This is a genomic window from Streptomyces sp. NPDC051207, from assembly GCF_040682395.1.
In the GTDB taxonomy this organism is placed as follows: Bacteria; Actinomycetota; Actinomycetes; order Streptomycetales; family Streptomycetaceae; genus Streptomyces.
Window position 1 is genome coordinate 54,673 of sequence record NZ_JBFBAX010000020.1, and the last position, 25,654, is coordinate 80,326.

General features: G+C 72.6%; 21 protein-coding genes and 2 tRNA genes. 4 read left to right on the top strand and 19 right to left on the bottom strand.

The genetic code is table 11. The features are described 5' to 3' along the window. Positions 1–52 precede the first annotated feature (52 nt). The 4 genes from AB0M97_RS20325 to leuS all read right to left on the bottom strand — a co-directional run bounded on the left by AB0M97_RS20325 (position 53) and on the right by leuS (position 6,074). The gene (locus tag AB0M97_RS20325; protein ID WP_365962305.1) at positions 53–1,231 is read right to left on the bottom strand and encodes a ComEA family DNA-binding protein; all 1,179 of its coding nucleotides are present in this window, start codon (positions 1,229–1,231) and stop codon (positions 53–55) included. 185 nt (positions 1,232–1,416) lie between these two features. Further along, positions 1,417–2,262: a DegV family protein gene (locus AB0M97_RS20330; RefSeq protein ID WP_365962307.1), complete on the bottom strand. Its 846-nt coding sequence runs from the start codon at positions 2,260–2,262 to the stop codon at positions 1,417–1,419. A 60-nt stretch (positions 2,263–2,322) separates the two neighbouring features. After that, the gene (locus tag AB0M97_RS20335) at positions 2,323–3,051 is read right to left on the bottom strand and encodes a hypothetical protein (RefSeq protein WP_365962308.1); all 729 of its coding nucleotides are present in this window, start codon (positions 3,049–3,051) and stop codon (positions 2,323–2,325) included. 140 nt (positions 3,052–3,191) lie between these two features. Further along, the gene (gene leuS, locus AB0M97_RS20340) at positions 3,192–6,074 is read right to left on the bottom strand and encodes a leucine--tRNA ligase (protein WP_365962309.1); all 2,883 of its coding nucleotides are present in this window, start codon (positions 6,072–6,074) and stop codon (positions 3,192–3,194) included. 383 nt (positions 6,075–6,457) lie between these two features. Between leuS and AB0M97_RS20345 the strand changes: the two genes are divergently transcribed. Continuing rightward, positions 6,458–7,801 (top strand): cytochrome b/b6 domain-containing protein, encoded by a 1,344-nt coding sequence (locus AB0M97_RS20345; RefSeq protein ID WP_365962310.1) that lies wholly within the window; start codon positions 6,458–6,460, stop codon positions 7,799–7,801. Beyond that, the gene (locus tag AB0M97_RS20350; protein WP_365962311.1) at positions 7,798–9,408 is read left to right on the top strand and encodes an NADH-ubiquinone oxidoreductase-F iron-sulfur binding region domain-containing protein; all 1,611 of its coding nucleotides are present in this window, start codon (positions 7,798–7,800) and stop codon (positions 9,406–9,408) included. Before AB0M97_RS20345 ends, AB0M97_RS20350 begins: the two co-directional genes overlap by 4 nt. A gap of 67 nt (positions 9,409–9,475) precedes the next feature. Here AB0M97_RS20350 and AB0M97_RS20355 read toward each other — a convergent pair. The 9 genes from AB0M97_RS20355 to AB0M97_RS20395 all read right to left on the bottom strand — a co-directional run bounded on the left by AB0M97_RS20355 (position 9,476) and on the right by AB0M97_RS20395 (position 14,303). Further along, a tRNA-Ala gene (locus AB0M97_RS20355) sits at positions 9,476–9,548 on the bottom strand. 143 nt (positions 9,549–9,691) lie between these two features. Continuing rightward, positions 9,692–9,925, bottom strand: coding sequence for a hypothetical protein (locus AB0M97_RS20360; RefSeq protein ID WP_006136074.1), 234 nt, complete (start codon positions 9,923–9,925; stop codon positions 9,692–9,694). Between the two features lie 3 nt (positions 9,926–9,928). Next, positions 9,929–10,102: a hypothetical protein gene (locus AB0M97_RS20365; RefSeq protein ID WP_365962312.1), complete on the bottom strand. Its 174-nt coding sequence runs from the start codon at positions 10,100–10,102 to the stop codon at positions 9,929–9,931. A 192-nt stretch (positions 10,103–10,294) separates the two neighbouring features. Next, positions 10,295–10,367 (bottom strand) — tRNA-Ala (locus AB0M97_RS20370). A 130-nt stretch (positions 10,368–10,497) separates the two neighbouring features. After that, positions 10,498–11,160, bottom strand: a complete 663-nt coding sequence (locus tag AB0M97_RS20375; protein ID WP_365962313.1) for a histidine phosphatase family protein — start codon at positions 11,158–11,160, stop codon at positions 10,498–10,500. Then, positions 11,157–11,600, bottom strand: coding sequence for a ribosome silencing factor (gene rsfS, locus AB0M97_RS20380; RefSeq protein ID WP_365962314.1), 444 nt, complete (start codon positions 11,598–11,600; stop codon positions 11,157–11,159). The genes AB0M97_RS20375 and rsfS overlap by 4 nt, the downstream gene beginning before the upstream one ends. Positions 11,601–11,640: 40 nt before the next feature. Further along, positions 11,641–13,407, bottom strand: a complete 1,767-nt coding sequence (locus tag AB0M97_RS20385) for an LCP family protein (RefSeq protein WP_365962315.1) — start codon at positions 13,405–13,407, stop codon at positions 11,641–11,643. Positions 13,408–13,423: 16 nt separating this feature from the next. Beyond that, positions 13,424–14,071, bottom strand: a complete 648-nt coding sequence (nadD, locus tag AB0M97_RS20390) for a nicotinate-nucleotide adenylyltransferase (RefSeq protein ID WP_279551154.1) — start codon at positions 14,069–14,071, stop codon at positions 13,424–13,426. Between the two features lie 67 nt (positions 14,072–14,138). Beyond that, a complete protein-coding gene (locus tag AB0M97_RS20395; protein WP_365962316.1) occupies positions 14,139–14,303 on the bottom strand; it encodes a hypothetical protein in 165 nt (54 codons plus the stop codon). 339 nt (positions 14,304–14,642) lie between these two features. Between AB0M97_RS20395 and AB0M97_RS20400 the strand changes: the two genes are divergently transcribed. After that, on the top strand, positions 14,643–15,743 hold the full coding sequence (locus tag AB0M97_RS20400; RefSeq protein ID WP_365962358.1) for a M48 family metallopeptidase: 1,101 nt from the start codon (positions 14,643–14,645) through the stop codon (positions 15,741–15,743). Between the two features lie 49 nt (positions 15,744–15,792). Here the strand turns inward: AB0M97_RS20400 and AB0M97_RS20405 are convergent, their stop codons facing one another. The 5 genes from AB0M97_RS20405 to proB all read right to left on the bottom strand — a co-directional run bounded on the left by AB0M97_RS20405 (position 15,793) and on the right by proB (position 20,763). Next, the gene (locus AB0M97_RS20405) at positions 15,793–16,866 is read right to left on the bottom strand and encodes a hypothetical protein (RefSeq protein WP_365962317.1); all 1,074 of its coding nucleotides are present in this window, start codon (positions 16,864–16,866) and stop codon (positions 15,793–15,795) included. A gap of 134 nt (positions 16,867–17,000) precedes the next feature. Further along, a complete protein-coding gene (locus AB0M97_RS20410) occupies positions 17,001–17,558 on the bottom strand; it encodes a hypothetical protein (protein WP_365962318.1) in 558 nt (185 codons plus the stop codon). Positions 17,559–17,633: 75 nt separating this feature from the next. Continuing rightward, positions 17,634–18,920 carry a glutamate-5-semialdehyde dehydrogenase gene (locus tag AB0M97_RS20415; protein WP_365962319.1) on the bottom strand — a complete coding sequence of 429 codons (1,287 nt, stop codon included), beginning with the start codon at positions 18,918–18,920 and terminating at the stop codon, positions 17,634–17,636. A gap of 82 nt (positions 18,921–19,002) precedes the next feature. Then, positions 19,003–19,464, bottom strand: a complete 462-nt coding sequence (locus AB0M97_RS20420) for a hypothetical protein (RefSeq protein ID WP_365962359.1) — start codon at positions 19,462–19,464, stop codon at positions 19,003–19,005. A 192-nt stretch (positions 19,465–19,656) separates the two neighbouring features. Further along, positions 19,657–20,763: a glutamate 5-kinase gene (proB, locus tag AB0M97_RS20425; RefSeq protein WP_365962360.1), complete on the bottom strand. Its 1,107-nt coding sequence runs from the start codon at positions 20,761–20,763 to the stop codon at positions 19,657–19,659. Positions 20,764–21,116: 353 nt separating this feature from the next. Between proB and AB0M97_RS20430 the strand changes: the two genes are divergently transcribed. After that, positions 21,117–23,321: a hypothetical protein gene (locus tag AB0M97_RS20430; RefSeq protein ID WP_365962320.1), complete on the top strand. Its 2,205-nt coding sequence runs from the start codon at positions 21,117–21,119 to the stop codon at positions 23,319–23,321. Positions 23,322–23,396: 75 nt separating this feature from the next. Here the strand turns inward: AB0M97_RS20430 and AB0M97_RS20435 are convergent, their stop codons facing one another. Next, positions 23,397–25,496 carry a hypothetical protein gene (locus tag AB0M97_RS20435; RefSeq protein ID WP_365962321.1) on the bottom strand — a complete coding sequence of 700 codons (2,100 nt, stop codon included), beginning with the start codon at positions 25,494–25,496 and terminating at the stop codon, positions 23,397–23,399. Positions 25,497–25,654 lie beyond the last annotated feature (158 nt).

A 25,654-nucleotide genomic window follows, 5' to 3' on the forward strand; every position in this document is an offset into this window, starting at 1 on the left:
GGAGGGCGGGGGGCAGCGGGCCCCGGGCCGCCCGGCGGGGCGACGGCGCCGCTCATGGCCGTACCAGATGCCGCAGGTCGGCGAAGCGGCGCTCGCCGATGCCGTTGACCTCGCGCAACTCGTCCACCGAGCGGAAACCGCCGTGCTGGGTGCGGTAGTCCACGATGTGCTGAGCCAGGACGGGGCCGACACCCGGCAGGGTGTCCAACTGGTCGACGGTGGCCGTGTTGAGGGACACGGGAGCCGTCGGGAGCTGCCCCGCCGCGCCGGACGCGCCACCGGCGACGCCCACCGCTCCTGCCGAGCCGCCACCGGCCGGCGAACCGCCAGGTCCGCTGCCCACCACAGGCACCGGACCGCCCACGATCACCTGCTCCCCGTCCACGAGGAAACGGGCGCGGTTCAAACCGTCGATCTTCGTACCGGGTCGCACCCCGCCCGCCGCGCGCAACGCGTCCGCGACCCGGGAACCGGCCGGCAACCGGTGGATGCCGGGTTCGCGCACCTTGCCACTGACGTCGACCACGATCTCCGCGCCGGCCGTCGCGGAGGTGCTGGGAGCGGCTGTCCCCGGTTTTTCCTTCGCGGGCTGTTCCCGATCGTCGTAGGGCGCCGCCGCCCGCACCACCTCGGGCGCCTGCACGGTCTGCGTCCGGCCGGTCCAGAAGTGCTGTGCGGCAAAGGCCGCGGTGACGACGAGCAGCACGGTGAGCGCCAGCACACTCCGCCGCTCCACACCGCACCTCGCCTGCAACCACAGCGGCATCCGCTCCCGCGCGGCAGGCCCCACCCGCTCCCGCCACGTCACCCCGGCAACCACAGGCCCGACAGCCTCGGCGGCATGGTCCGCGCCCTCCCGCACTCCGGTCCGCCCGCCGGCCCGCTCGCCGACAACCCCGCCGCCACCCTGCCCCTCCGAACCCTCCGGAGGCGATCCCGACGGCGGTACCGGCGACGATCCCGGAGGCGATCCCGACGGCGGCCCCAGCGACGATCCCGGAGGCGGACCCGGCAGCCGCGCCCACTCCCCCACCGCCCCGGGCTCCCCCCTCCCCCCGAACAACCCCTCCGCCCGCCGCCGCACCTCCTCCGCCGACACCTGCCGGTGCCGTCGCCGGACCCGCCCGGGAGGGTGATGTGGACGGCGGTGCCGTACGCGGCCGTCGGAGGCGGGCCCCCTGCCGGGGCCACTGGTAGCGGTCGCTGTGCGTGAATGTGATCGAAGTGCCATGCGACGAGGATCGGCCAGACCGCACCAACAGCGATGATCTTGGTCAATACCCGGGGATTACCGCCCGGTTGTGGAAAACTCCGCCACCCACACGAGTGAATCAGCTCACACGAGCGCACACAGGCGACTCGACCCACACGAACGGCTCAGCCCGCACAGGTGGAACACGGGCGACTCGCCCACCCTCACCGCGCCGAAACCACAACCCCCAACAACCCCGGCCCCGTATGGGCCCCGATCACCGCCCCCACCTCACTCACATGCAGGTCCACCAGCCCGGGCACCCGGGTCCGCAGGCGGTCCGCGAGGGCCGACGCGCGGTCGTGGGCGGCGAGATGGTGCACGGCGATGTCGACCTCGGCGCCGCCCGCCCGGTCCGCCACGATCTCCTCAAGGCGGGCGATCGCCTTGGACGCCGTCCGCACCTTCTCCAGCAGGTCGATGCGCCCGCCGTCGAGTTTCAGCAGCGGCTTCACGGCGAGCGCCGATCCGAAGAGGGCCTGTGCGGCGCCGATCCGGCCGCCCCGGCGCAGATAGTCGAGGGTGTCGACGTAGAAGTAGGCGGACGTGCCCGCCGCCCGTTTCTCCGCGGCCGTGACGGCCTCGTCCACCGTGCCGCCCGCCTCCGCCGTCTCCGCCGCGGCCAGCGCGCAGAAACCGAGGGCCATCGCGATCATCCCGGTGTCCACCACCCGTACCGGCACCGGCGCCTCGCGTGCCGCGAGGAGCGCGGCGTCGTACGTGCCGGACAGTTCGGCGGAGAGGTGGAGGGAGACGATGCCGGTGGCGCCGGACTCGGCGACCTCGCGGTAGGTCCGTGCGAACACCTCGGGGCTCGGGCGCGAGGTGGTGACCGACCGTCGCTTCTGCAACGCCTGGGCCAGGGACCGGGTCGAGATCTCGGTGCCCTCCTCCAGTGCCTGGTCGCCGAGGACCACGGTCAGCGGTACCGAGGTGATGCCGTGGCGCTCCATCGTCCGGGCCGGCAGGTAGGCCGTGGAATCGGTGACGATGGCGACATGGCGGGACATGTGCTGGAGGTTACCTGCCGTCGTGCCCGGGCGGCAGCCCGGTCCCGTTCACACCGCGGCTCAAGTGGTGGTCTCGGGGCGGGCCTCCTTCTGCCAGGGGTGAGCGGGGCGGCGGACCGGCGGGTCGAGGGCGGGCCGGGTCGGCTCTGTGTGCGAGCGCGGCGTCTCCTGCCGGCTCTGCCGCGGGCCGTCCGCGGCGGCCGGGGCCTCCGGCCACGGCGGCGGGGGCGCTGCCGACGGCTCCGCCGCGTCCCAGTGGCGCAGGGCGCCCGCCTCCATGCCGATCTGGGTGCTCAGGGAGTCCAGGTCGTCCTCGGCGAAGCGGCGGGCCCGGTCGCGGGCGGCCCAGCGCAGGGAGTCCGCCGACTGGGTGATGCGCTCGGTGCGCTCGCGCAGCGCGGGCAGCCGCTCGGCGAGCGCGGCCCGGTCCGGCTCGGACTCCAGGCGCCGCAGCTCGCCGTCCAGCTCGTGCCCGTGCGCGCTGAGCCGCTCGAACAGGCCGAGGGACTCCTTCAGCGACGCGTCCTCGGCCACGCCCGCGTGCAGCGCTTCCTGTGTGGCGCGCATCGACGTGCGCAGCTTCAGCCGCAGTTGGGCGATCTCGCCCGCCGGGCCGGGCTGGGCGGAGGACTTGGCCCGCAGGGTGTGGTCCTCGACCGTGCGGCGGGCCTGCGTGAGCGTGCGGTCCACGCCGCGCTTGGCCGCGCCGACCGCCTTCACGGTGGCGTACGCGCCGAGCACCACGAGCAGCACGAAAAGCAGGGCGAACACGGCGATGACTGCTTCCACGATGCTCCTCCTAGACGGCCACGGGCTGTTACGCGCCGCTCTTCAACGGTAAACGCTACGGGCAGGTTCGGAGTTCCTGGCGAACCCCGAACCTGCCCGTAGGGGACTACCCCGAGCTCGCGCGGGCGCGGCGCCCGGCGTCACGCCGGGACGATGTTCACCAGCTTCGGCGCGCGCACGATCACCTTGCGGATGCCGGCGCCGCCCAGCGCCGCGACGACCTTCTCGTCGGCCAGCGCGGCCTTCTCCAGCTCGTCGTCGGAGATGTCCGGGGAGACCTCCAGGCGGGCCTTGACCTTGCCCTTGACCTGCACGACGCAGGTCACGGTCTCGTCCACCACGTACTGCGGGTCGGCGACCGGGAAGTCCTGGTGGACGACCGACTCGGTGTGCCCCAGCCTGCGCCACAGTTCCTCGGCGATGTGCGGGGCCAGCGGCGCGACCATCAGCACCAGCGGCTCGGCGACGGACCGCGGCACCGGGCCCCCGGCCTTCGTCAGGTGGTTGTTCAGCTCGGTGATCTTGGCGATGGCGGTGTTGAAGCGCAGGTTCTCCAGGTCGCCGCGCACCCCGTCGATCGCCTTGTGCAGGGCACGCAGCGTGTCCTCGCCGGGCTCGGCGTCGACGACGGTGACCTCGCCGGTGTTCTCGTCGACGATGTTGCGCCACAGCCGCTGCAGCAGCCGGAACTGGCCGACCACCGCGCGCGTGTCCCACGGCCGGGAGACGTCCAGCGGGCCCATGGCCATCTCGTACAGGCGCAGCGTGTCGGCGCCGTACTCGGCGCAGATCTCGTCCGGCGTGACCGCGTTCTTCAGGGACTTGCCCATCTTGCCGAGCAGCCGGGAGACCTTCTCGCCCTGGTAGTAGTAGGCGCCGTCGCGCTCCTCCACGTCGGCGGCCGGCACCGCGATGCCGCGGCTGTCGCGGTACACGTAGGCCTGGATCATTCCCTGGTTGAACAGCTTGTGGAACGGCTCGGCGGAGGAGACGTGTCCCAGGTCGTAGAGCACCTTGGACCAGAAGCGGGCGTACAGCAGGTGCAGCACGGCGTGCTCCGCGCCGCCGACGTACAGGTCGACGCCGCCGTGCGGCCGGCCTTCGCGCGGGCCCATCCAGTACTGCTCGACGGCCGGGTCGACCAGCTTCTCGGAGTTGTGCGGGTCCAGGTAGCGCAGCTCGTACCAGCAGGAACCGGCCCAGTTCGGCATGGTGTTGGTCTCGCGCCGGAACGTGCGCGGGCCGCGGCCGTCGCCCAGGTCCAGGGTGACGTTGACCCAGTCCTCGTTGCGGGACAGCGGCGTCTCGGGCTGGGTGTCGGCGTCGTCCGGGTCGAAGGTGCGCGGCGAGTAGTCCTCGACCTCGGGCAGCTCCAGCGGCAGCATCGACTCGGGCAGCGCGTGCGCGACGCCGTCCTCGTCGTAGACGATCGGGAAGGGCTCGCCCCAGTAGCGCTGGCGGCTGAACAGCCAGTCGCGCAGGCGGAAGTTGACGGTGCCCTCGCCGACGCCGGACCGCTCCAGCCACTCGGTGATGCGGGCCTTGGCCTCGGCGACGCCCAGGCCGTCCAGGCAGACGTCGTCGTTGGACGAGTTGATGATCTTCGCGTCGTACGAGGCGAAGGCGTCGTCCCAGGTGGAGGTGTCCGTGCCGCGGCCGTCCGTCGGCTCGACGACGCAGCGGATGGGCAGCTCGAAGGCGCGCGCGAAGGCGAAGTCACGCGTGTCGTGCGCCGGTACGGCCATGATCGCGCCAGTGCCGTAGCCCATCAGGACGTAGTCGGCGATGAACACCGGGACCTGCTCGCCGTTGACCGGGTTGGTGGCGAAGGAGCCGGTGAAGACGCCGGTCTTGTCCTTGGCCTCGGCCTGCCGCTCCACGTCGGACTTCGAGGCGGCCTGCGCGCGGTACGCGGCGACGGCCTCGGTGGGCGTGGCGTGGCCGCCGGTCCACACGTCGTGGGTGCCCTCGGGCCAGGTGGCCGGAGTGAACTTCTCGACCAGCGGGTGCTCGGGCGCCAGCACCATGTAGGTCGCGCCGAACAGGGTGTCCGGGCGCGTGGTGAAGACGGTGATGTGCTCGCCGTCCACGGGGAAGTCGACGCGGGCGCCCTCGGAGCGGCCGATCCAGTTGCGCTGCTGCAGCTTGATGGCCTCGGGCCAGTCCAGCGCGTCGAGGTCCTCCAGCAGCCGGTCGGCGTAGGCGGTGATGCGCATGTTCCACTGGCGCAGCTTGGCCTTGAAGACCGGGTAGTTGCCGCGCTCGGAGCGGCCTTCGGCGGTGACCTCCTCGTTGGCCAGGACGGTGCCCAGGCCGGGGCACCAGTTGACCGGTGCGTCGGAGGCGTAGGCCAGGCGGTACTCGCTGAGGATGTCGGCGCGCTCGGCGTCGGTCAGCTCACTCCAGGGGCGCCCGCCGGGCACGGGACGCTCGCCGCTTTCGAAGCGGGCGATCAGCTCGGAGATCGGCCGGGCCTTCTTCGCCTCGTCGTCATACCAGGAGTTGAAGATCTGCAGGAAGATCCACTGGGTCCACTTGTAGTAGTCCGGGTCGATCGTGGCGAAGGACCGGCGCTTGTCGTGGCCCAGGCCCAGCCTGCGCAGCTGGGCCTTCATGTTCTCGATGTTGGACTCGGTGGAGACACGCGGGTGCGTGCCGGTCTGCACGGCGTACTGCTCGGCGGGCAGGCCGAAGGCGTCGAAGCCGAGGGTGTGCAGGACGTTGTGGCCGGTCATGCGCTGGAACCGGGCGAAGACGTCGGTGGCGATGTAGCCGAGGGGGTGGCCGACGTGCAGGCCCGCACCGGAGGGGTACGGGAACATGTCCATGATGAACTTCTTGGGCCTGGCGACCAGCTCGGGGTCGCCCGCCAGGTCGCCGCTCGGGTTCGGCGCGGCGTAGGTGCCCTCGGCGTCCCAGAAGTCCTGCCAGCGTGCCTCGATCTCGGCCGCGACGGCGGCCGTGTAGCGGTGCGGCGCTGCCTCCGCCGACCCGGCGGTGGCAGCGGGGTTCGTCTCGCTCATGTCCTCAAAGCTCCATCGATCGTCTCTGCCAGCGGCTGCGACTTCTCAAGAAACGAAAAATCCCCTCGCACAGGAGGGGACGCCGCGCCGATTCCGGCACCCGGTCGCGCGGGGGCCAGGACTGATCAGCGCGGCTCGCTAAGCAGAAGGCGTACGGCACGCATGGCGCCAGGGTACCGCAGCCGCAGATCGGGCCGCGACGACGGATCGACGTCGCTCCGGGGGTCAATAGTTACTCCGCGTAACAACCGCAATGGGGCAACGCAACGACCTCATTGTCGTTTGATAACAGCGCAATAACTGAAACCCCCTACCCATCAGTACGGCGCCACCTAGAGTGCGGCAGCGGGACCGCTTTCCCGATTCTGCTCGGAGTCGCCCCCATGAACCCTCGCCGCAGTCACCGCTCCCTCCCCCGCTCGGGCCGCTCGGCCTACGGGACGGCATCGGCCGTCGCACTGCTCCTCACGTCCGTGATCGTGCTGGCCGGAGGCGACGACGTCCGGGAATTCCTGAACTTCGGCGCGGGCGTGCTGTCCCTCGTCTCGCTCAGCTGCTCGGTGGTCTGGGGCCTCGTCGCCCAGGACCGGATCGTCCTCGACGCGCGCCGGCGGATCATCGGGCAGGCGGTCCACCGGACGACCGCGGTCGCCTCGATCGCGTTCCTGCTGCTGCACGTCATCACCAAGATCGCGCTCGACCACACCGAGCCGATCGCCGCGGTGCTCCCCTTCGCGCTGGGCGTCACCGGCAGCGAAGGGCTGATCGGGCTCGGGTCCGCCGCCGGGCTCCTCATGGTCTTCGTGGGCATCACCGGCGCGCTGCGCAGCGCCTTCGCCTCACCCGCCCCGGTCGCCGCCCACTGGCGGACCATGCACATGCTGGCCTACCCGGCCTGGTGCGCCGCCCTGGTCCACGGCCTCTACGCGGGCCGCGCCGCCAAGCCGGTCTTCGTGTTCCTGTACGGCCTGTGCGTCCTCGGGGTGCTGGCGGCCCTCGCGCTGCGCGCGGCGCCCCGCCCGGTCAAGCGCCGGGTCGCCGACCGGATCACCGCCTTCCTGAGCGGCGACGAGCAGCCCGCCGAGGAGGCCGCCCCGGACGCGCACCGCACCAGGGCGGCCAGGCCGCCGCTGCCCGGCCACGAGCCGAACCCGCGGGCACGCACGGAAGCGCCGTACGAAACCCGCGCGGAAAGCCCGTACGCGGCACGCACGGAAGCGCCGTACGACACACGCGCGGAAAGCCCGTACGCGACGGCCGAGCGGCAGCCGGTGCACGGCTTCGCCGCCGCCTACCGGGCCGTCTCGGCCTCCTCGCGCGGGCAGCGCCGGCAGCCCTTCGCGGCCGAGTGTGCGGCCACGCGCGTGGACGCACCCCTGGAGACGCGCCCCGCGGAGCCGGTGCCGTACGCCGACAGCGGCACGAGCGCCTCGGGCAGCTGGCCCGTCCCGTCGCCGCCGCCGGTCGGCGAGGCCCCGCCGTCGTCCTACGACCCGCTCGGCGACACGGAATACACCATCCCGGTCCATGGCAACCCGGGCGCCTTCGGCCACGGGTCGAGTGACGTGTACGACACCGGTGAGACGAACGCCCGCCACGGCACGTACTACCCGGACGACACGTACACCAGCGGTCCCGCCACAGAAACACCGCCCGGTGCCTCCCACGACTTCGGCGCGCCGGTTCCGGGCGAACCTTGGAACACGCCTTCCGGAGGCTCTGAGTGAACGAGGCCCTGCCCGACGTACCCGAAGTCCGCGTGGTCGGTCTTCCCCAGCTCACGTCGGGCTTCGACCTTGTCGAACGACTCGACCTGCCGATGCACCTGAAGGTGCACGGGCCGCTCGAACCGCTGGGCGGCGAACAGCTCGCGCAGCTCGCCGATCGCATCAACCTCAGGGGGCGCGGCGGCGCCGGGTTCCCCTTCCACAAGAAGCTGCGGTCGGTCGCCGAGTCGGCGATCGGACGCGGGGTACGGCCGGTCGTCGTCGTCAACGGCAGTGAGGACGAACCGGCCTGCCGCAAGGACACGGTGCTCATCAACCGCGCCCCGCACCTCATCCTGGACGGCGCGCTGCTGTGCGCCGAGGCCCTCGGAGCACGCCGGCTCGTCGTCGGTGTCACCCGGGAGTCCACGCAGCGCTCGATGGAGGCCGCGCTGGCCGAGCGGGGCCTGAGCGACGGACGCCGTTCCCCGCTCCGCGCGCGCGTGCAGCGCAACCCGGTGCGCATGATCACGGGCGCGGCGGCCTCACTGATCCGCTCCATCGACGGCGGCCCGGCGATCCCGCCGGGCCGCAAGGTCAGCGCTTCCAGGAGCGGCGTCGGCGGCGCGCCCACCCTGCTGTCGAACGCCGAGACGTTCGCGCAGCTCGCCGTGGCCGCCCGCATCGGCCCGGACCGCTACGGCAACACCGGCCTGTACGACGAGCCGGGCACCGTCATGCTCACGGTCTCCGGCGCGGTCGCCCGCCCGATGGTGATCGAGGTCCCCACGGGCGTGCCGCTGCGTTACGTCCTCCGGCTCGCGGGCGCCCCGCCGCTGCCGCAGGGCGTGCTGACCGGCGGCTACCACGGCAAGTGGATCGACCCGGCGCGCCTGGACGAGGCCGTCGTCTCGCGCAACTCCCTGGACCGGGCGGGCGGTTCGCTGGGCGCGGGCGCGATCCTGCCGATCGGTCAGGACACCTGCCCGCTGGGCGAGTCGCTCAGGGTGGCGCAGTGGCTGGCCGGGGAGAGCGCGGGCCAGTGCGGCCCGTGCTCCCTCGGCCTGCCGGCGGCGGCGCGCGGCCTGGCGGACGTCCTGAACGGCGGCGGCCCGGCCGCCCTGGAGGCGCTCAGGCAGGTCGCGCGGAACGTGAAGCGGCGCGGGGCGTGTTCGCACCCGGACGGCTCGGCGATGTTCATCGAGTCGACCGTCCGGGCCTTCACCGACGACCTCGCCGCCCATGTCCTCGGACACGGCTGCGGGCGGCCCGTACAGGGCGTTCTGCCGCTCTTCGAAGGGGGCGGGGCCCCGACGGGCGTCCCCGGCGGCGGCGCGGCCGAGGAGAACAGCCCCGGCCGCCGGAGGATCCACGTCGACTGGACGCTGTGCCGGGGCCACGGCCTGTGCGCGGACCTCCTCCCAGAGGTCTTCCAGCTCGGCGCCGACGGCTTCCCTACGGTGGCGCAGGCGGACATCCCGCGTTACGCGGAGGCGAAGGCGATGCGCGCGGTGCGCCGGTGCCCCGCGCTCGCCCTGCGCATCGAGGAGGACACGCGCGTGCAGGCGCCCACCCGCAACCTGCCGGCGCTGCCCCAGGGCCGGGGCCGCCGCGCCCTGGGACGCTGAGAGCCGCTCAAGCCCGCTCAACGACGAAGGCGGGTCATCCGATCGGATGACCCGCCTTCGACTTCTGTGGAGCTAAGGAGAATTGAACTCCTGACCTCCTGCATGCCATGCAGGCGCTCTACCAACTGAGCTATAGCCCCTTGCGGTGTTCCGCCCGGTCTCCCCGGCGGCGACGCCAACATTACACGCTCCCCCCGGCACAACACCAAATCCTTTCCGGTCCGGCCGGACCCGGCCGCCCATGCCCCCACGCGTGCGTGCCCGTTGCCGCTGCCGCCCGGCGTCAGGCCGTGACGAACGAGTAGAACCGCTTGAGGGTGCAGTGCTCCTCCAGGAGACGGCCGTAGATCGGCTCGCCCTCCAGTTCGCGGTACGTCTCGATCGGGTCGCCCTTTATGATCAGCGCCCGCGCGCACTCCTCGCACCAGTACTGGTAGTCGGGATTGATCGGCTCCATGTCGCGCACGATCGGTGTCCCGCTGCCGCACCAGTCGCACTTTCGCCTGTGTGCACCCATCGATCAGCTCCAGCTGTGGCCGCAGGCCGTGCACACGTAGGAAATCCCGCCGTTGTCACCGAGTACTTGGGCCACGTGGGCGGAACCGCAGGAGGGGCAGCTGAGGCGGGTGGTGGTGTCCCCTGTCACGCTGACGTCGGAGAGGTCGTCGACCTCCCCGAGGATGCTCGCAGGCATCGCAACTCCCTCCCGTCGGGCCGCGCTCCCTTCCGGCCATCTGATTCTGCCACGGCCGGAGCAATACGGTCAGCGACGCCTCAGTTCCAGTCCGGGCACGCACCCCTCGCCGGGGCGTACGCCGCACGGACTTCGGCCGCTCAAGCGCGGGAACGAAAAATCCCGCCCCCCGGAGGGGACGGGATTCGTCCGTGGAGCTAAGGAGAATTGAACTCCTGACCTCCTGCATGCCATGCAGGCGCTCTACCAACTGAGCTATAGCCCCGCGCGCCACGCGGCGTGAGCCGCATGATGCCTCGCCCCGCTCAGCGGGGCGAACAAGAAGAACTTTAGCCTGCGACCTGCCAGAAAGTGAAATCCGGGTCCCGCCGCTGCCGCGCAGGTCGGAGGGCACCTCAGTCGTCGTCGCCGAGGACCGCCTCCGGCAGGGTGCCGGCGTTGTGCTCCAGCAGCCGCCAGCCCCGGCCGCCCTCGCCGAGGACGGACCAGCAGCAGTTGGTGAGGCCGCCCAGGCTCTCCCAGGCGCGGGGCGGCAGGCCCAGCAGACGGCCGATGGTGGTGCGGATCGTGCCGCCGTGGCTGACGACGACGAGCGTGCCCTCGTCGGGCAGCTTCTCGGCGTGCCGGAGCACCACCGGGGCGGCGCGGTCGGCGACCTCGGTCTCCAGTTCGCCGCCACCGCGGCGCACCGGCTCGCCGCGCTTCCACGCCGCGTACTGCTCGCCGTACCGGGCCATGATCTCGTCGTGCGTGAGCCCCTGCCACACGCCCGCGTACGTCTCGCGCAGGTCCTCCTCGAGGGTGACCTCAAGGCCGGTGAGCGCGGCCAGCTCGGCCGCGGTGCCGGCGGCGCGCTGGAGGTCGGAGGAGACGATCGCGTCGGGGCCCAGGGAGGCGAGCAGCCGGGCGGCGCGGCGGGCCTGGCCGACGCCGGTCTCGGTGAGCGGGACGTCCGTGGTGCCCTGGAAACGGCGCTCCACGTTCCACAGGGTCTGGCCGTGCCGCCACAGGATGATGCGACGGCCCCGGCGCGCGCCCACCTCGCCGGTGGCGCTCACCAGTCGCCGCCCAGATCCGCGGCCTCCTCCTCGGCCCGCAGCCTGGCGTGCTCCTCGGCCTTGCCTCGGGTGGCACGGGCGTCCTCGGGCAGTTCCAGCTCGGGGCAGTCCTTCCACAGCCGCTCCAGGGCGTAGAAGACCCGCTCCTCGCTGTGCTGGACGTGGACGACGATGTCGACGTAGTCGAGCAGGACCCAGCGGGCCTCGCGGTCGCCCTCACGGCGGACCGGCTTGGCGCCGAACTCCTTGTGGAGGCGTTCCTCGATCTCGTCGACGATGGACTTGACCTGGCGGTCGTTGGGCGCGGAGGCCAGCAGGAAGGCGTCCGTGATCGACAGTACGTCGCTGACGTCGTAGGCGACGATGTCGTGCGCGAGCTTGTCGGCAGCCGCCTGGGCGGCGGTGTTGATCAGCTCGTGAGAGCGTTCCGTTGCGGTCACTGCAAGGCTTTCGATCGGCGGTCGGTTGACATCAAGGGTCTCACGGCCGGCCGGAAGCGCCCGACGGCTCGTAGTCCTGGCCCAGGACGACCGAGACGGTGGCGTTCCCGGAGACCTTGCCCTTGGTGACGGAGCCGGTGGGCAGCCCCAGGGTCTTGGCGACCTCGGTGGCGTTCTCCTTGTCGGCGGCGTCGGCGTAGGTGACGGCGGACGTCGCCGCGGCGTCGGCCGTGCCGCCGTCGAGGAAGGTGAAGCCGCCGTTGAGGAGCACGACGCGGGCCTTCTCGGTGGTGCTCTTGTCGCCGGTGGCGTTGCGCACGGACACGCTGACGGCGGCGTCCTTGTCGGGGCTCTTGGCGGTGCCGCCGAGGACGTCCTCCACGACGCTGTCGCTCGCCTGCCTGTCGAGGGTGCCGTCCGCCCGGACCGGCAGCAGCGCCGTCCTGTAGTCGCCGCCCTTGGCCCGGTCGGCGAGACCGGCGAGGAAGGTGCCGAGGTCCTTGTCGGTCAGCGACGGGTCGAGGATCTGGCCGAGCGTCTGGATCGTGGTCGTGGCGGCGTCCGGGTCGGACGTCATCTTGCGCAGCACGCTCTGCATGACCTGCCCGAACCGCTCCAGCTGGGCCTCGGGGGCCTCGCCGGGCCCCTGGTACGTGGCGTAGGCGACGGCCATCTTGCCGCTGAGGGTCTGGTTGTCGCCCGCGCGGACGAGAGGGCTCGCGCCCTTCTTCTTCTTGGCGTCGGGGTCGGGGACGTCGGCGTTGGTGTCGACCTCGATGTTGCCGACGAGGTCGACCAGGTTCTGCAGGTAGGGCGTGTCCAGGCGCCAGGTGCCCTGGATGCTGGTGCCGAGGACGGTGTCCAGGGCCTGCCGGGTGCCGTCGGTGCCGTCGTCCCCGACGGACTTGGCGAGCGTCGTGGTGGTGCCGTCGTCGCTGGTCAGGGCGAGGGAGTTGGGCAGCAGGACGGTGGTGCCCCGCTTGGTGGTGGTGTTGTCCACGAGCAGCGCGGTGGCGGTGCTGCCGCCCTTGGTGTCGTGCAGGTGGACGACGATCACGTCGCGCTTCTGCGCGCCCGCGGCCGCCGGGCCGCCGCTCGCGGAGCCGGAGGAGGACAGGCCGGGCAGCTTCCCGGCGTGCCAGAGGTAGCCGACGCCGCCGGCCGCGCACAGGGCGAGGACGACGACCAGGGCCATCACGCGCGCGCGTGCGCGGCGCTTGGCCTCCTCGCGGCGCTCGGTGCGGTTCTCGGTGAACTTCAGCCAGTCGATGACGTCCTCGGAGTCGTCGTCCGGGTCCTCGACGAAGGCGAACTGCTCGGTGCGGTACTCCCCGTCGTCGCGCCCGTCGTTCTGCCCGCCGGCCTCCGCGTCCTCGGCCGGGGCGGCCTGCTGCGGGATGTACGCGGTCTGCTGCTGCTCGGCGGCCCGGGGCTGCTGCCCGCTCGCCGCGGCCTGGCCGTAGGGGTCGTGGGGCGCCGCCGCGGGACCGCCCTGCTGCCCGCCGCCGTAGGGGTCGTAGGTGCCCTGAGAGTCGTAGGAACCCTGGGTGTCATAAGAGCCCTGGGTGTCATAGGGGGCCTGAGTGCCGTAGGAGCCCTGGCCGTACGGGTCGTACGGTTGCGCCGGCTGTTGCGTGCCCGTGGCGTACGGGTCGTAGGCGTAGCCCTGCTGTGCGTACGGGTCGTAGGCCTGCTGCGGCTGCTGCTGGTGCGCCGGGACCTGGCGGTACACAGGCCGGCCGTACTCGTCGTAGCCGACGAGTTCGTACTGGTCGCCCCCGTAGCCAGCGTCGTATCGGTCGTTCACCGGTGCCCCTCTCGGCTCACTCGCCGCGGTACAGCTCGCGCTTGTCGATGTAGCGCACGACTCCGTCCGGCACCAGGTACCAGACGGGGTCACCCTTGGCGACTCTCGCACGGCAGTCCGTGGAGGAGATGGCGAGAGCCGGGACCTCGACGAGCGAGACGCCGCCCTCCGGAAGCCCGGCGTCCGTCAGATGGTGGCCGGGCCGGGTGACACCGATGAAGTGTGCCAGGGAGAACAGCTCCTCGCTGTCGCGCCAGGTGAGGATCTGGGCGAGGGCGTCGGCACCGGTGATGAAGAACAGGTCCGTGTCCGGGTTGAGGACGCGCAGGTCGCGCAGGGTGTCCACGGTGTAGGTGGGGCCGCCGCGGTCGATGTCGATGCGGCTGACGGAGAACTGGGGGTTCTCCGCCGTGGCGATGACCGTCATCAGATAGCGGTCCTCGGCCGGGGAGACCGCGCGGTGGCTCTTCTGCCACGGCTGGCCGGTGGGGACGAACACCACCTCGTCGAGGTGGAACTGCGCGGCGACCTCGCTGGCCGCCACGAGGTGCCCGTGGTGGATCGGGTCGAAGGTGCCGCCCATGACGCCGAGACGGCGCTTGCCCGACCGTGCGGGGCCGTCCGTGTCGTTCACCGGACCGGTAGGCATGTCCTGCTCTCCCATGCGTGCAGACCCTACCGGCCCGGTCCCGGGACCTCCCGGGGCGCCCGGGGCGGGCGCCCGGCGGGGCTCAGCGGTCGCGGTTGAAGAGCGTGGTGATCCACAGCAGGAGCAGCAGGACGAGGAGCGCGCCGCCGCCGGTGACGTACGGGTTGAGGCTCTCGTGGTTTCCGCCGTGCTTCTCGCCCTCGGCGGCGAGGGTGACCAACTGGGCAGCGGTGCTGTGGAAGCTCATCTTCGGCAGGACCTATCCGGTGTGGGCGGGATAAAGACGTCGGCCCATGGTATGCGGGCGCCTCGGCGGGGCTCACGCCGACTCCACCGTTGGGGAACCTTCCGGCGGCGCCAGTCGTCCTTCCGTTTGCAGGCCCGCGGCAGGAAGCACACGGTGAGCACGCGGCCCACCACCGTCATGGACCCGGCTTCCGGGACCGAAGGACGCCAAGGGGCGCGAAGGACGCACGAGGGCCGCACGGAATCCGCAGGGCGGCAGCACAGAGCCCGCAAGGGCCTACAAGGGCCCGCCAGGGCCATGCAGGACGCACGGCCATACAGACCGCACATGGGGGAAGACATGTCCGACGGCCACCAGCACAGCGGGCACGAGCGCGTGCCGAGCAGGCAGCGCAGGCGCTTCCCGGAGATCTCCTCGCGTGCGTACGAGCATCCGGCCGACCGCTCCGCCCTGGTGGCGCTGCGCAAGCTGACCGGCTTCGACACGGTGTTCAAGGCCCTCAGCGGCCTGCTGCCCGAGCGGAGCCTGCGGCTGCTGTTCCTGTCCGACTCGGTGCGCGTCTCCGACCAGCAGTTCGCGCACCTGAACGACATGCTGCGGGACGCGTGCTACATCCTGGACCTGGAGAAGGTCCCGCCGATGTACGTCACCCAGGACCCGCAGCCCAACGCGATGTGCATCGGCCTGGACGAGCCGATCATCGTCGTCACCACCGGCCTGGTGGAGCTGCTCGACGAGGAGGAGATGCGGGCGGTCGTCGGGCACGAGGTGGGGCACGCGCTGTCCGGCCACTCGGTGTACCGGACGATACTGCTGTTCCTGACCAGCCTCGCCGTCCGGGTGGCGTGGATCCCGCTGGGCAACCTGGCGATCATGGCGATCGTGACCGCGCTGCGCGAGTGGTTCCGCAAGTCGGAGCTGTCCGCGGACCGCGCCGGCCTCCTCGTCGGCCAGGACCTGGAGGCCTCGATGCGCGGCCTGATGAAGATCGCGGGCGGCAACCACCTGCACGAGATGAACGTGGACGCGTTCCTGGCCCAGGCCGAGGAGTACGAGGCGGGCGGCGACCTGCGCGACTCGGTGCTGAAGATCATGAACGTGCTGCCGCGTTCCCACCCCTTCACCGCCGTCCGCGCGGCCGAGCTGAAGAAGTGGGCCGGGTCCCGCGACTTCCAGCGGATCATGGACGGTCACTACCCGCGGCGCGGCGAGGACGGCGACACCTCGGTGCGGGACTCCTTCCGGCAGTCGGCGGCGAGCTACGCGAGCGATGTGAAGAACTCGAAGGATCCGCTGATGAAGCTGGTCAGCGACATCACCGGCGGGGCCGGGGACCTGGGCGACCGGGTGCGGCGCGGCTTCGGCGGATTCACGGCCTCCACGCCGAAGGACCGGCCGGCCGGCTCGTCCGACGACACGCCGCCGCGCGACGGGGGCTGACGCCGGCACCCGTCACACCGGAGCGCAGCCACACCGTGTGCCGCGCCCGTCACACCTTGGGCAGCGCGCTCTCGGCCAGCGATCCGCACAGGGCGGTGGCGCTGCCCGTCGCGTACGGGTCGGTGTCGGCCGGGCCGCCCTCCCCGGCGCTCTGGCCGGCGAGCAGCGGGCGCAGCCGGTTCGCGGCGTCCTCGGCGCAGGACAGCGGCCCGGCCTGGACGTGGGAGACGAGCACCTGGGCCTGGTGCAGGCGCAGGTCCTCGCGGTCGAAGCGGAAGTGCAGCTCGCGCCGGACGGTGAACAGGGAAGCCTCGGCCTTGTCGCCGGCGCCGGCCGGCCGCAGCGCGTAGACGGTGGTGTGGTCCGCGGTGACCTCGAGGGTCGCTGCGTCCGCCTCGACGGCCGCCAGGCTGCCCTGGACGCGGATCTCACGGTCGGCGAGTTCGGCGCGGGCGGGGTCGAGGCGGATCAGCCAGCCGGTCGGCGTGTGCCGGCCGTCGGCGGCGGGGCGCTCGAAGCTCTGGTCGAACTGGCCGAGCTGGTCGGGGTCGAGCAGCACCCGCACGGAGCGCAGGTCCCCGCCGGTGAGCACGTCGGGGTCGAGCGCCGACCGCACGATGTAGTCCTTGGCCGTGCTCAGCGCGGTGATGACCTGGCCGTCGGAGAAGTGGGCGGTGCGCCGGGCGGGCGGCAGCGGGATGCCCTCGGCGCCGACGCGGAACTGCGCGGCGGGGCTGTGCTCGAACAGGGAGCGGGGGTCGGCGGCCCCGGGCACCCGGCCGCCGGGGGCGAGCGGCACGACGGTCATCCGCAGCGGCTCGGCGGGCCTCTGGGCGGCCGGGGCCGGGTAGGGGTGCCGGACGCCCATGTAGAGGGCGGTGCCGAAGGCGACGGCGATCAGCAGGACGAGGACCAGTGCCTGACGGGGCAGGCCGCTGCGGCGCGCGGGCGGGCGGTGGCGTACGGCGGGCGCGTGGTCGGTGATGCGCTCCTGCGCGGAGTACTCCTGGAGGCGGGCAGCATTGACGAACGACTCGTCGAAGACGACGGACCGGTACTCCTCCTCGCCACCTCCGGGGCCACCCGCGGGCGGTCCCTCGGGCGGGTCTCCAAGCCCTCCCATACCTTCAGGGTAGGTCTGCGGGAGGCCGGGTAAACGCGGCCGTCGGCGACAAGTTCCGACAGGTTCTCACCCCGGTCGCGGGCGGTCGCCGCGGCCGGGGCGGGCCCCGGGCCGGGCGCTGCCGGGCCGCCTGTTCAGGGGGTGCGCGGCAGCACCGGGACGGCCGGCGGGGGGTGGCCGACGGGCACGGACGGGGAGGCCGCCGTGCCCTGTTCCAGGCCGGTCGAGGCGGGGGGCGGGATCTGGTCGCGGCTGCCCGAGGAGGCGCCCCGGTAGACGGCCGTGAAGGCGAGCGCGACCATGCCGACGCCCATCAGCACGGCGAGCACCCAGGCCACGGGCCGGTGCCAGCGGATCCGCTTGCCGTGGCCGGGTCCGCCGTGGCGGCCGTCGGCGTCGTCCGGGTCGTCGCCGTCGTCCCAGTCCCGGTCCGGGCCGAAGTCGCCGTGGTCGTCGGGGCCGTATCCGTCGGCGTAGTGCTCGCGGCGGGCTTCCGCCTCGGAGGCCTCGTGTCTGGCCTGCGCGGCGGCCAGGAGGCGTTCGACGGCGGTCGGCTCGTGCACCTCGGCCGCCCGGACGAAGGCCTCGTCGAAGACCACGGAGGCGAACTCTTCGTCCGACACCCCGCGGTCGTGGTCGTCGTCGGGCTCCCAGCCGTCAGGGAACGGCGAACCCCCCACGTCCTCCGGCACGGATCCAGAGTAGACCTGGGGGGTCGGTTTGGGCAGACGGTACGGACATTCGTCCGTATGCCGACGGGGCCGGTGTCAGCGGCGTACGTGCCCGTCGCCGGTGACGATGTACTTCGTGCTGGTGAGCTCCGGAAGGCCCATGGGGCCCCGGGCGTGCAGCTTCTGGGTGGAGATGCCGATCTCGGCGCCGAAGCCGAACTGGCCGCCGTCCGTGAAGCGCGTGGAGGCGTTCACGGCGACCGTCGTGGAATCGACCAATTGGGTGAAGCGGCGGGCGGCCTGCTGCGAGGTCGTCACGATGGCCTCGGTGTGACCGGAGGTCCACAGCCGGATGTGCTCGACGGCCTTGTCGAGGGAGTCGACGACGGCGGCGGCGATGTCGTAGGAGAGGTACTCGGTCTCCCAGTCCTCGGGCGTGGCCTCGACCACGGTGGCCCGCGACTCCTTCGCGTACGCCATCACGCGCTCGTCGGCGTGCACGGTGACGCCCGCGTCGGCGAGGGCGTCCAGGGCGCGCGGCAGGAACTCGGCGGCGATGTCCTGGTGGACCAGGAGCGTCTCGGCGGCGTTGCACACGCTGGGCCGCTGCGCCTTGGAGTTGATCAGGATGTCGACGGCCATGTCGAGGTCGGCGTGGGCGTCGACGTAGACGTGGCAGTTGCCGGTGCCGGTCTCGATGACCGGGACGGTGGACTCCTGGACGACGGTGTTGATCAGGGAGGCGCCGCCGCGCGGGATGAGCACGTCGACCAGGCCGCGGGCGCGCATCAGCTCGCGCACGCTGTCGCGGCTCTCGCCGGGCACCAGTTGCACGGCGTCGGCGGGCAGCCCGGCGCCGCCGACGGCGTCCCGCAGGACGCGCACCAGGGCGGTGTTCGACTCGTAGGCGGAGGCGGAGCCGCGCAGCAGGACCGCGTTGCCGGACTTCAGGCACAGGGCGGCGGCGTCGACGGTGACGTTCGGGCGGGCCTCGTAGATGATGCCGACGACGCCGAGCGGGACGCGGACCTGGCGCAGGTCGATGCCGTTGGGCAGGGTGTTGCCGCGGACGACCTCGCCGACCGGGTCGGGCAGTGCGACGACGTCCCGCACGTCGGAGGCGATGGCGCGCACGCGCTCCGGGGTGAGGGTGAGCCGGTCGACGATGGCCTCGCTGGTGCCGGCCTCGCGGGCCTTGGCGACGTCCTTGGCGTTGGCCTCGACAATCTCGCTCGTACGGACTTCGAGGGCGTCCGCGACGGCGAGGAGCGCGTCGTCCTTCTCGGCGCGCGGGAGCGGCGCGAGGGTGGCGGCGGCGGCCTTGGCACGGTAGGCGGCCCGGGTGACCGGGGACATCGAGTCGTACGGCGAGAGCGTGGTCATGAGGGAAGGGTAGTGCGCCGGGCGCGCTGGTTCACCAGGCATCCCAAACCCCGAGACAAGCATCGAATGCTCACAGGAGGGATCAAAAGGGGTGAACGCCCACCGGGGTGGCGGGTGCCGGGCCGTATCCCTCGGCGAGGCGCTGGTGGTAGGTCGCGCGGTCGATGACTTCCAGGCCGACGATCTCCCAGGGCGGCAGGCCCGCGCTCTGGCGGTGCTCGCCCCACAGGCGCAGGGCGACGGCGGCGGCGTCGTGCAGGTCGCGGGCCTCCTCCCAGTACCGGATCTCGGCGTGGTCGCCCGCGTATCTGCTGGTCAGCAGGAAGGGGTGGTCGTGGGCGAGCTGTTCGAGGGAGCGCCGGACCTTCTCGACCGGGGCCTCCTCGCCGGAGACGCTGAGGGTGACGTGCCACAGGCGGGGCAGGTCCTCGGGTTCCGCGTCGACCTGGAAGCGGTCCCCGGCCGCGACGCTCGTCAGGGCCCGCTCCCGGCCGTTCGCGCGGGAGCCCGCGGCACCGCGGGGCGCCGCCACCCCAGGGCGCACTCGTCTCACGACGGCCTCCTTTACGCAAGGGCTCACGCGGTGCACGCGCACCGCGTACGAGCGGAACGTGTCGCCGAGACAAAGTTGAGCAGGCCGCACCGGTCCGCGGGGCGGTTTTACGGAACGTCCACCGAGGAGGGCCGACGTTTCGTCCCATAAGGGGCGCCTCGGCGGAGGCGCCCACGGACGTCCTTACGGGTGCAGGATCACCAGGTCGTCCCTGTGTACGACCTCGCGTTCGTACGCGGCGCCGAGTTCGCGGGCCAGCTCCCGGGTGGAGCGGCCGATCAGCCGGGGGATCTCCCTGGCGTCGAAGTTGACGAGGCCGCGGGCCACCGCCCGCCCGGTGCCGTCCCGCAGCTCGACCGGGTCCCCGGCGCTGAACTCGCCCTCCACGGCGGCGATCCCGGCCGGCAGCAGTGACGTGCGGCGCTCGACGACCGCGCGCACGGCCCCGTCGTCCAGGGTGAGCGAGCCCTGCGGGGTGGAGGCGTGCTGGAGCCACAGCAGCCGGTCGGCGGAGCGCTTGCCGGTGGGGTGGAAGTAGGTGCCGGTGTCGTTGCCCGCGAGGGCGTCGGCGGCACGGACGGCGCTGGTCAGCACGACGGGGATGCCGGCGGCGGCGGCGATCCGGGCGGCCTCGACCTTGGTGACCATGCCGCCGGTGCCGACGCCGGCCCGGCCCGCGCTGCCGATCTCGACGTCCGCCAGGTCCTGCGGGCCCCGCACCTCCGCCAGCCGGGAGGTGCCCGGCCTGCTCGGGTCGCCGTCGTAGACGCCGTCCACGTCGGACAGCAGCACCAGCAGGTCGGCGCGGACGAGGTGGGCGACGAGGGCGGCGAGCCGGTCGTTGTCGCCGAAGCGGATCTCGTCGGTGGCCACGGTGTCGTTCTCGTTGACGATCGGGAAGGCGCCCATGGCGAGCAGCTTGTCGAGGGTGCGGGAGGCGTTGCGGTGGTGGGCGCGGCGGCTCATGTCGTCGGAGGTCAGCAGGACCTGGCCGACGCGGACGCCGTAGCGGGCGAAGGAGGCCGTGTAGCGGGCCACGAGCAGGCCCTGCCCGACGCTGGCGGCGGCCTGCTGGCGGGCGAGGTCCGTGGGCCGGCGCCGCAGCCCGAGCGGGGCGAGCCCGGCGGCGATGGCGCCGGAGGAGACCAGGACGATCTCCCGCTCCCCTCCGCTGCGCACCTTGGCGAGCACGTCCACGAGCGCGTCCACCCGGTCGGCGTCCAGTCCGCCCGACGCGGTGGTCAGCGACGAGGAGCCCACCTTGACGACGATCCTGCGGGCCTCACTCACGTCCTGCCTTGCCCCTGCCACCTTGGCTTCTTTCCCCTCGTGCGCGTTGGTGCCCCGCCCGGCAATCTACGCGAAGGGGGCCGGGCGCCGCGCGGCGGTCCAGCCCCCGGACACACGGCGTGACGTTTCACTCACGGTTCGCACTCCGGCGGCATCCGCAGCGAGCGTCGCGGCGGCACCGGTGACGGCCTCGGTGCACCGCACGGCACGCCGCGTGGTCGGCCGGCCGCTGCGAAGGGCCGTGCGGGGCGGACGCCAGGAGGACGCGGAGGGGCGGAACCCCGCGGCGCGGAGGGGGAGGGGACTGGAACGGGGCCGATACGGGGGCTTAGACTCCGCGACACCTCCCGGACATGTACACGCGCGTGTCGTCCCACAGCCGACCGGCGTTAACCGGGAGCACGTCTCACGACGACCCTGGAGTCTCCTCAGTGCCCCTACCCTCCGCCCTGCGGCGTCCCGGACGCCGCGTTCCGGCAGTGCGCACCTCGCCGGTTCGCGCACCGCGACGACGGCTGCCCAGCGGCCAGACCGTCGCGCAACTGCTCGTCGTGGCGGCCCTCGCCGCCGCCTTCGCCGCGCAGGCCCTGGCCGCCCTGCACCCGCACATACCGCTGCTGCTGGCCGCGACCGTCGCGTCCCTCGCCGTCGAGGGCGTCGTGTACCGCTGGCAGCGCGGCATGCTCACCCTGTTCGCCAAGTCCCACGCGGACGTCACCGTGCGGCACGTGCTGCGCGACCTGCTGCTCGTGGTGGGTCTGCTGCGCCTCGGCGAACAGGACCGGGAGACGGAGTACGCCGTCCTCCTCGTCGGCCTGCTGTCCTTCTACGGGGTGCACTGCGCGATCCAGGCGGTCTCCGTCCTGGTCCGCCGCACCCGCACGCTGCCCGTCGTCACCCGCAACATCGACACCTCGGCGCTGCGCCTGTCCCCCGCGCCGCACCGCCTGCTGCGCCGCCCCGGTGAGCGGCTGCTGCTGTTCGGCCTGCCCGCGACCGCGGGGCTGCTGGTCACCGCCGTGAGCGATGCCACGCGGTACGCGGCCGTCGGTGTCTCGCTGTCCCTGGCGCTCGCCCTGGCGGGCCTGGGCGCCCTGCTGGTGCGGCTGCTGCCGAGCCGCCGTCCGGCGGGCGAGCAGGAGGTGCTCGACTGGTTCGACGCGTGGCTCGCGCAGTACCGGCCGACCGTCGGGCTGTACTTCTCCGGCGGCGCCTCCTCGGCCTACCAGGCGAACATGTGGCTGGAGCCGATCGCCAAGCTGGACGGGCGGCCGGTCATCGTGCTGCGCGAGCGGTTCATGGTGCCGAAGATCGCGGCGACGGACATCCCCGTCGTCTGCCTGCCGAAGGTGGCCACGCTGATGCGCCTGGAGCACTCCACGCTCCAGGTCCTCATCCACCCGTCGAACTCGGGCAAGACCTCGCAGGTGCTGCGCATCCCCACGATCCTGCACACCTTCGTCAACCACGGCGAGAGCGACAAGCTGTCCTCCTGCAACCCGTACGCGAAGGCGTACGACGAGGTGTGGGTGGCCGGTCCCGCGGCGCGCGAGCGGTACGCGCTCGCCGAGGTCGGCGTCGAGGACAAGGACGTCGTGGAGACCGGCCGCCCGCAGCTGGACGCGGTACGGCCGTACGCGGGCCCGCCCACCGGCGCGTACACCACCGTGCTGTACGCGCCGACCTGGGAGGGCTGGGACGGCAACCCCGGCAACACGTCGGTGATCGAGGCCGGCGAGAACCTGGTGCGGGCGCTGCTGGCCGACCCCGGCGTGCGGCTGCTGTACAAGCCGCATCCGCTGACGGGCTCGGTCGACCCGCGGGCGGGCGCCGCCGACCAGCGCATCCGGGAGCTGATCCGGGCGGCGAACCGGGAGCGGACCGGGCCGCGTCCCCCGGCCGGCGCCGCGCTCGAACTGGCGCGCCGCACCGAGGAACTGGAGCGGCTCACCGTGTCCGCGTTCCACCCGGGCGCCGACCAGCTGGAGCGGATGCTGCACCAGTCCGCGCCCGAACCGGGCCGCGCGGACGCCGTGACCCGGGCGACGGCCGCCTGGGAGGAGGCGTACTGGGCGTCGCTGCCCGCGTGGGAGCACCAGATCGTCACCGACGCCCGGCCCGCGCTGTACGCCTGCTTCAACGTCGCCGACCTGCTGATCAGCGACGTCTCCAGCGTGATCAGCGACTTCCTGGCGAGCGGCAAGCCGTACGCGGTGGCGAACACCAGCGGGCTCGGCGAGGACGCCTTCCGCGCGGCCTTCCCGACGGTGGCGGCGGCGACCGTGCTGACGCCGGACGCGGCCGGGGTGCCCCGCCTGCTCGAGACGGTCCGCCGGCCCGAGCTGGACGAGCTGGCCGGGGCGCGTGCCGCGCTGAAGCTGCGGCTGCTCGGCCCGGACGAGCCGTCGTCGCAGGAGCGGTTCAACGCGGCCGTCCAGGCGCTGTGCGCGCGGGCCCTGGCCCACCGGGCGCGCGTGGCGGGGCGCCTGGCGGCGGAGGTGCCCGCTCCGCGGCAGGGTGAGGTCGTGCCGCAGCGGCGGCCGTCCCTCCCGGCCTGAGGACACACCAGCAGGGCCCGGTCCCCGGCGGAAGAACTCGCCGGGGACCGGGCCCTGCTGGTGTGGTGAGCGTGGTCAGCCCGCCGAGAGGTCCGTGTCGCCCGTCGCGGTCACCCGCTGCGCGGGCATCGCGTCGGCCAGCTCGTCCGCATCGGCGGCGGCGATCCGTGACGCCTGGCCGACATTGCGCGCCTCGGCCTTCAGCGCGAGGTTGGCCACGGCGGTGTTGAACTGGACGATGGACTTCGGCTCGTCGGGGCCCAGCAGGTACTGCTTGAGCTCCTTGCGGTCCTCGGCGAGCGTGTCCGCGGCCGGGTCGCGGACGGCGGCGAGCAGCACGTCCAGCTCGGCGGCGCTGTTGGACAGGATCACGGCGGCCCGCACCGCGGTGTTCTGCCGCTTGAACTCCTCGGCACCCAGCCCGGCGGAGTCCGTGACCGCGTACGGCTTGCCGCTGGCAATGAAGTCCGACACCACGCTGGAGATGTCGGAGACCATCGCGTCGGACACGTTGAAGCAGTCGTACAGGCGGGGCTCGGCGCCCGTGATGACGCGGTGCTCCCAGGCGGGGAAGGAACGCCAGTAGGCGTCGTTCCACTCGGCGCGCAGCCGGGCGGCCTCCTCGTGCCGGGCCACGTCCACGATGCCGTCCCGGGTGGCCTCGGCCTCGTCGCCCTTCTCGGCGCCACCGGCCGGCTCGGCGAGGCGGGCCTCGATGCGGGCCAGCTCCGCCCTGGCGGCGTTCTGCGCGGCCGGGTCGGCGGTGAAGCGCGGGTCGGCGGCGCGCTCGGCGGCGGCCTGCGTGACCAGGGCGGTGATCCGCTGGTGGGCGGCCTTGGCGAGCGGGCTGCGGGTGCCGGTGAACGGGTGCGGCTTGTAGAGCACGCGGACCGGCGGGTCGGCGGTCACCAGGCGCCGCACGATGTTCTCGCCGGCCAGCAGGATCGAGGTGTTGCCGGGGTTGTCGTCCCAGCCCTCCCAGGTCGGCGCGTACAGCACGGTCGGGACGGGTCCGGCGGGCGTGCCCTGCCAGGTCCGGATCGGCGCGAGCTGCGGGCGGCCGACCTCCACGATGTCGTCGTCGCGGACGCCGACGTCGGCGATGGCGTAGCGGTCGCGGCCGGCGCGGCCCGCGGTCCACACCTCGTCGTAGACCTTGCTGTACGGGTTGACGCTGGCCAGCTTGTCGCTGTCGCCGTGGCCGATGAAGACGTGCTTCATGGTGGGCACGCGCAGCAGGTGGATGTTCTTGCCGACGTTCGCCGCGTACAGCGCCACCCGCACCGTGGACAGGTCCATGTTCATCAGGTGCACCCCTCCGGGCACGCAGATGACGGGGACCGTGGTGGGCGCGAGGTTGTTCAGTATGGCGCGCTCGCGGAGGATGATCAGCGGCCTGGTGTCCAGCTGCTCCATCGTGTCCAGCCACATGTTGACCTGGTACGCGGAGTCCCGGGAGCCGGAGAAGTACAGCACCGTCTCCGGCCGGTACTCGGCCAGCCAGTCGTCGACCGCGGCGAGGACGGTCTCGGCCCCCGGCGGGATCCGCGTGCCGCGGACGAACGGCACCAGCGCGGCGACGTACGCCACGGCCAGCGCCGTCGTGATGCCGATGCCCAGGAACCCGGGCACGGGCGTCTCCAGCCCCGCGGCGATCACGATGCCGGTCACCGCGAACAGGTCGAGGTGGAGCATCTTCTCGGCGGAGCGGTGCAGCAGCGGGCGCGGCGGGGCGTCCGGGATGCGGATGCGGGAGGCCAGGTCGACGTTGCGGGTGGCGACCGGCATCCGGCGGCGGTTGCGGATCAGCGTGACCAGGGCGCCGTGCGGTGCCTGCAGCCCGTAGAAGGCGATGAAGCACGCTATGGCGCCGTAGTAGATCAGCTCGTCCGCGAGGGACAGCCGGGCCAGCAGCAGGATCAGCAGCAGCTGGCGGATGAGGAAGCGGATCGACAGACCGGCCCGCACCTTGCTGAGGCGGTTGACCAGGTAGCTGCCCTTGCGGTGCAGATAGTGGTCCGCCACGTACGTCACGGCGGCCGCGGCCGCGAAGGCGGGAACGCTCGGAACGAGCGCGGCCAGCATGAGTGCCGGGAAACCCAGCACCATGAGGGCCGCCGCGGCCAGCTCGGCCGCGCTGCCCACGCGGGCGACGCGAATAGCGGTGGATATCACGGAGAACCTGCTCTGAGAGGGGTGCCGGTTGTCAAAGCCGAGAAAGTCCGGAAAAGAACCTGTGAACACTCCAGGAAATTTACGGACTCAGGCCCCTGTGAATGCTCCGCGAACGGGCAGCCACAGAGGCCTGAATATCAGAAGGCTATTTGACGTTG

What these genes read in the sequence shown, in the direction of transcription:
- AB0M97_RS20325 (WP_365962305.1), bottom strand. Translation starts at nt 1,231, where the DNA reads ATGGCACTTCGATCACATTCACGCACAGCGACCGCTACCAGTGGCCCC.
- AB0M97_RS20330 (WP_365962307.1), bottom strand. Translation starts at nt 2,262, where the DNA reads ATGTCCCGCCATGTCGCCATCGTCACCGATTCCACGGCCTACCTGCCG.
- leuS (WP_365962309.1), bottom strand. Translation starts at nt 6,074, where the DNA reads ATGAGCGAGACGAACCCCGCTGCCACCGCCGGGTCGGCGGAGGCAGCG.
- AB0M97_RS20345 (WP_365962310.1), top strand. Translation starts at nt 6,458, where the DNA reads ATGAACCCTCGCCGCAGTCACCGCTCCCTCCCCCGCTCGGGCCGCTCG.
- AB0M97_RS20360 (WP_006136074.1), bottom strand. Translation starts at nt 9,925, where the DNA reads ATGGGTGCACACAGGCGAAAGTGCGACTGGTGCGGCAGCGGGACACCG.
- AB0M97_RS20365 (WP_365962312.1), bottom strand. Translation starts at nt 10,102, where the DNA reads ATGCCTGCGAGCATCCTCGGGGAGGTCGACGACCTCTCCGACGTCAGC.
- nadD (WP_279551154.1), bottom strand. Translation starts at nt 14,071, where the DNA reads ATGGGAGAGCAGGACATGCCTACCGGTCCGGTGAACGACACGGACGGC.
- AB0M97_RS20395 (WP_365962316.1), bottom strand. Translation starts at nt 14,303, where the DNA reads ATGAGCTTCCACAGCACCGCTGCCCAGTTGGTCACCCTCGCCGCCGAG.
- AB0M97_RS20400 (WP_365962358.1), top strand. Translation starts at nt 14,643, where the DNA reads ATGTCCGACGGCCACCAGCACAGCGGGCACGAGCGCGTGCCGAGCAGG.
- AB0M97_RS20405 (WP_365962317.1), bottom strand. Translation starts at nt 16,866, where the DNA reads ATGGGAGGGCTTGGAGACCCGCCCGAGGGACCGCCCGCGGGTGGCCCC.
- AB0M97_RS20415 (WP_365962319.1), bottom strand. Translation starts at nt 18,920, where the DNA reads ATGACCACGCTCTCGCCGTACGACTCGATGTCCCCGGTCACCCGGGCC.
- AB0M97_RS20430 (WP_365962320.1), top strand. Translation starts at nt 21,117, where the DNA reads ATGTACACGCGCGTGTCGTCCCACAGCCGACCGGCGTTAACCGGGAGC.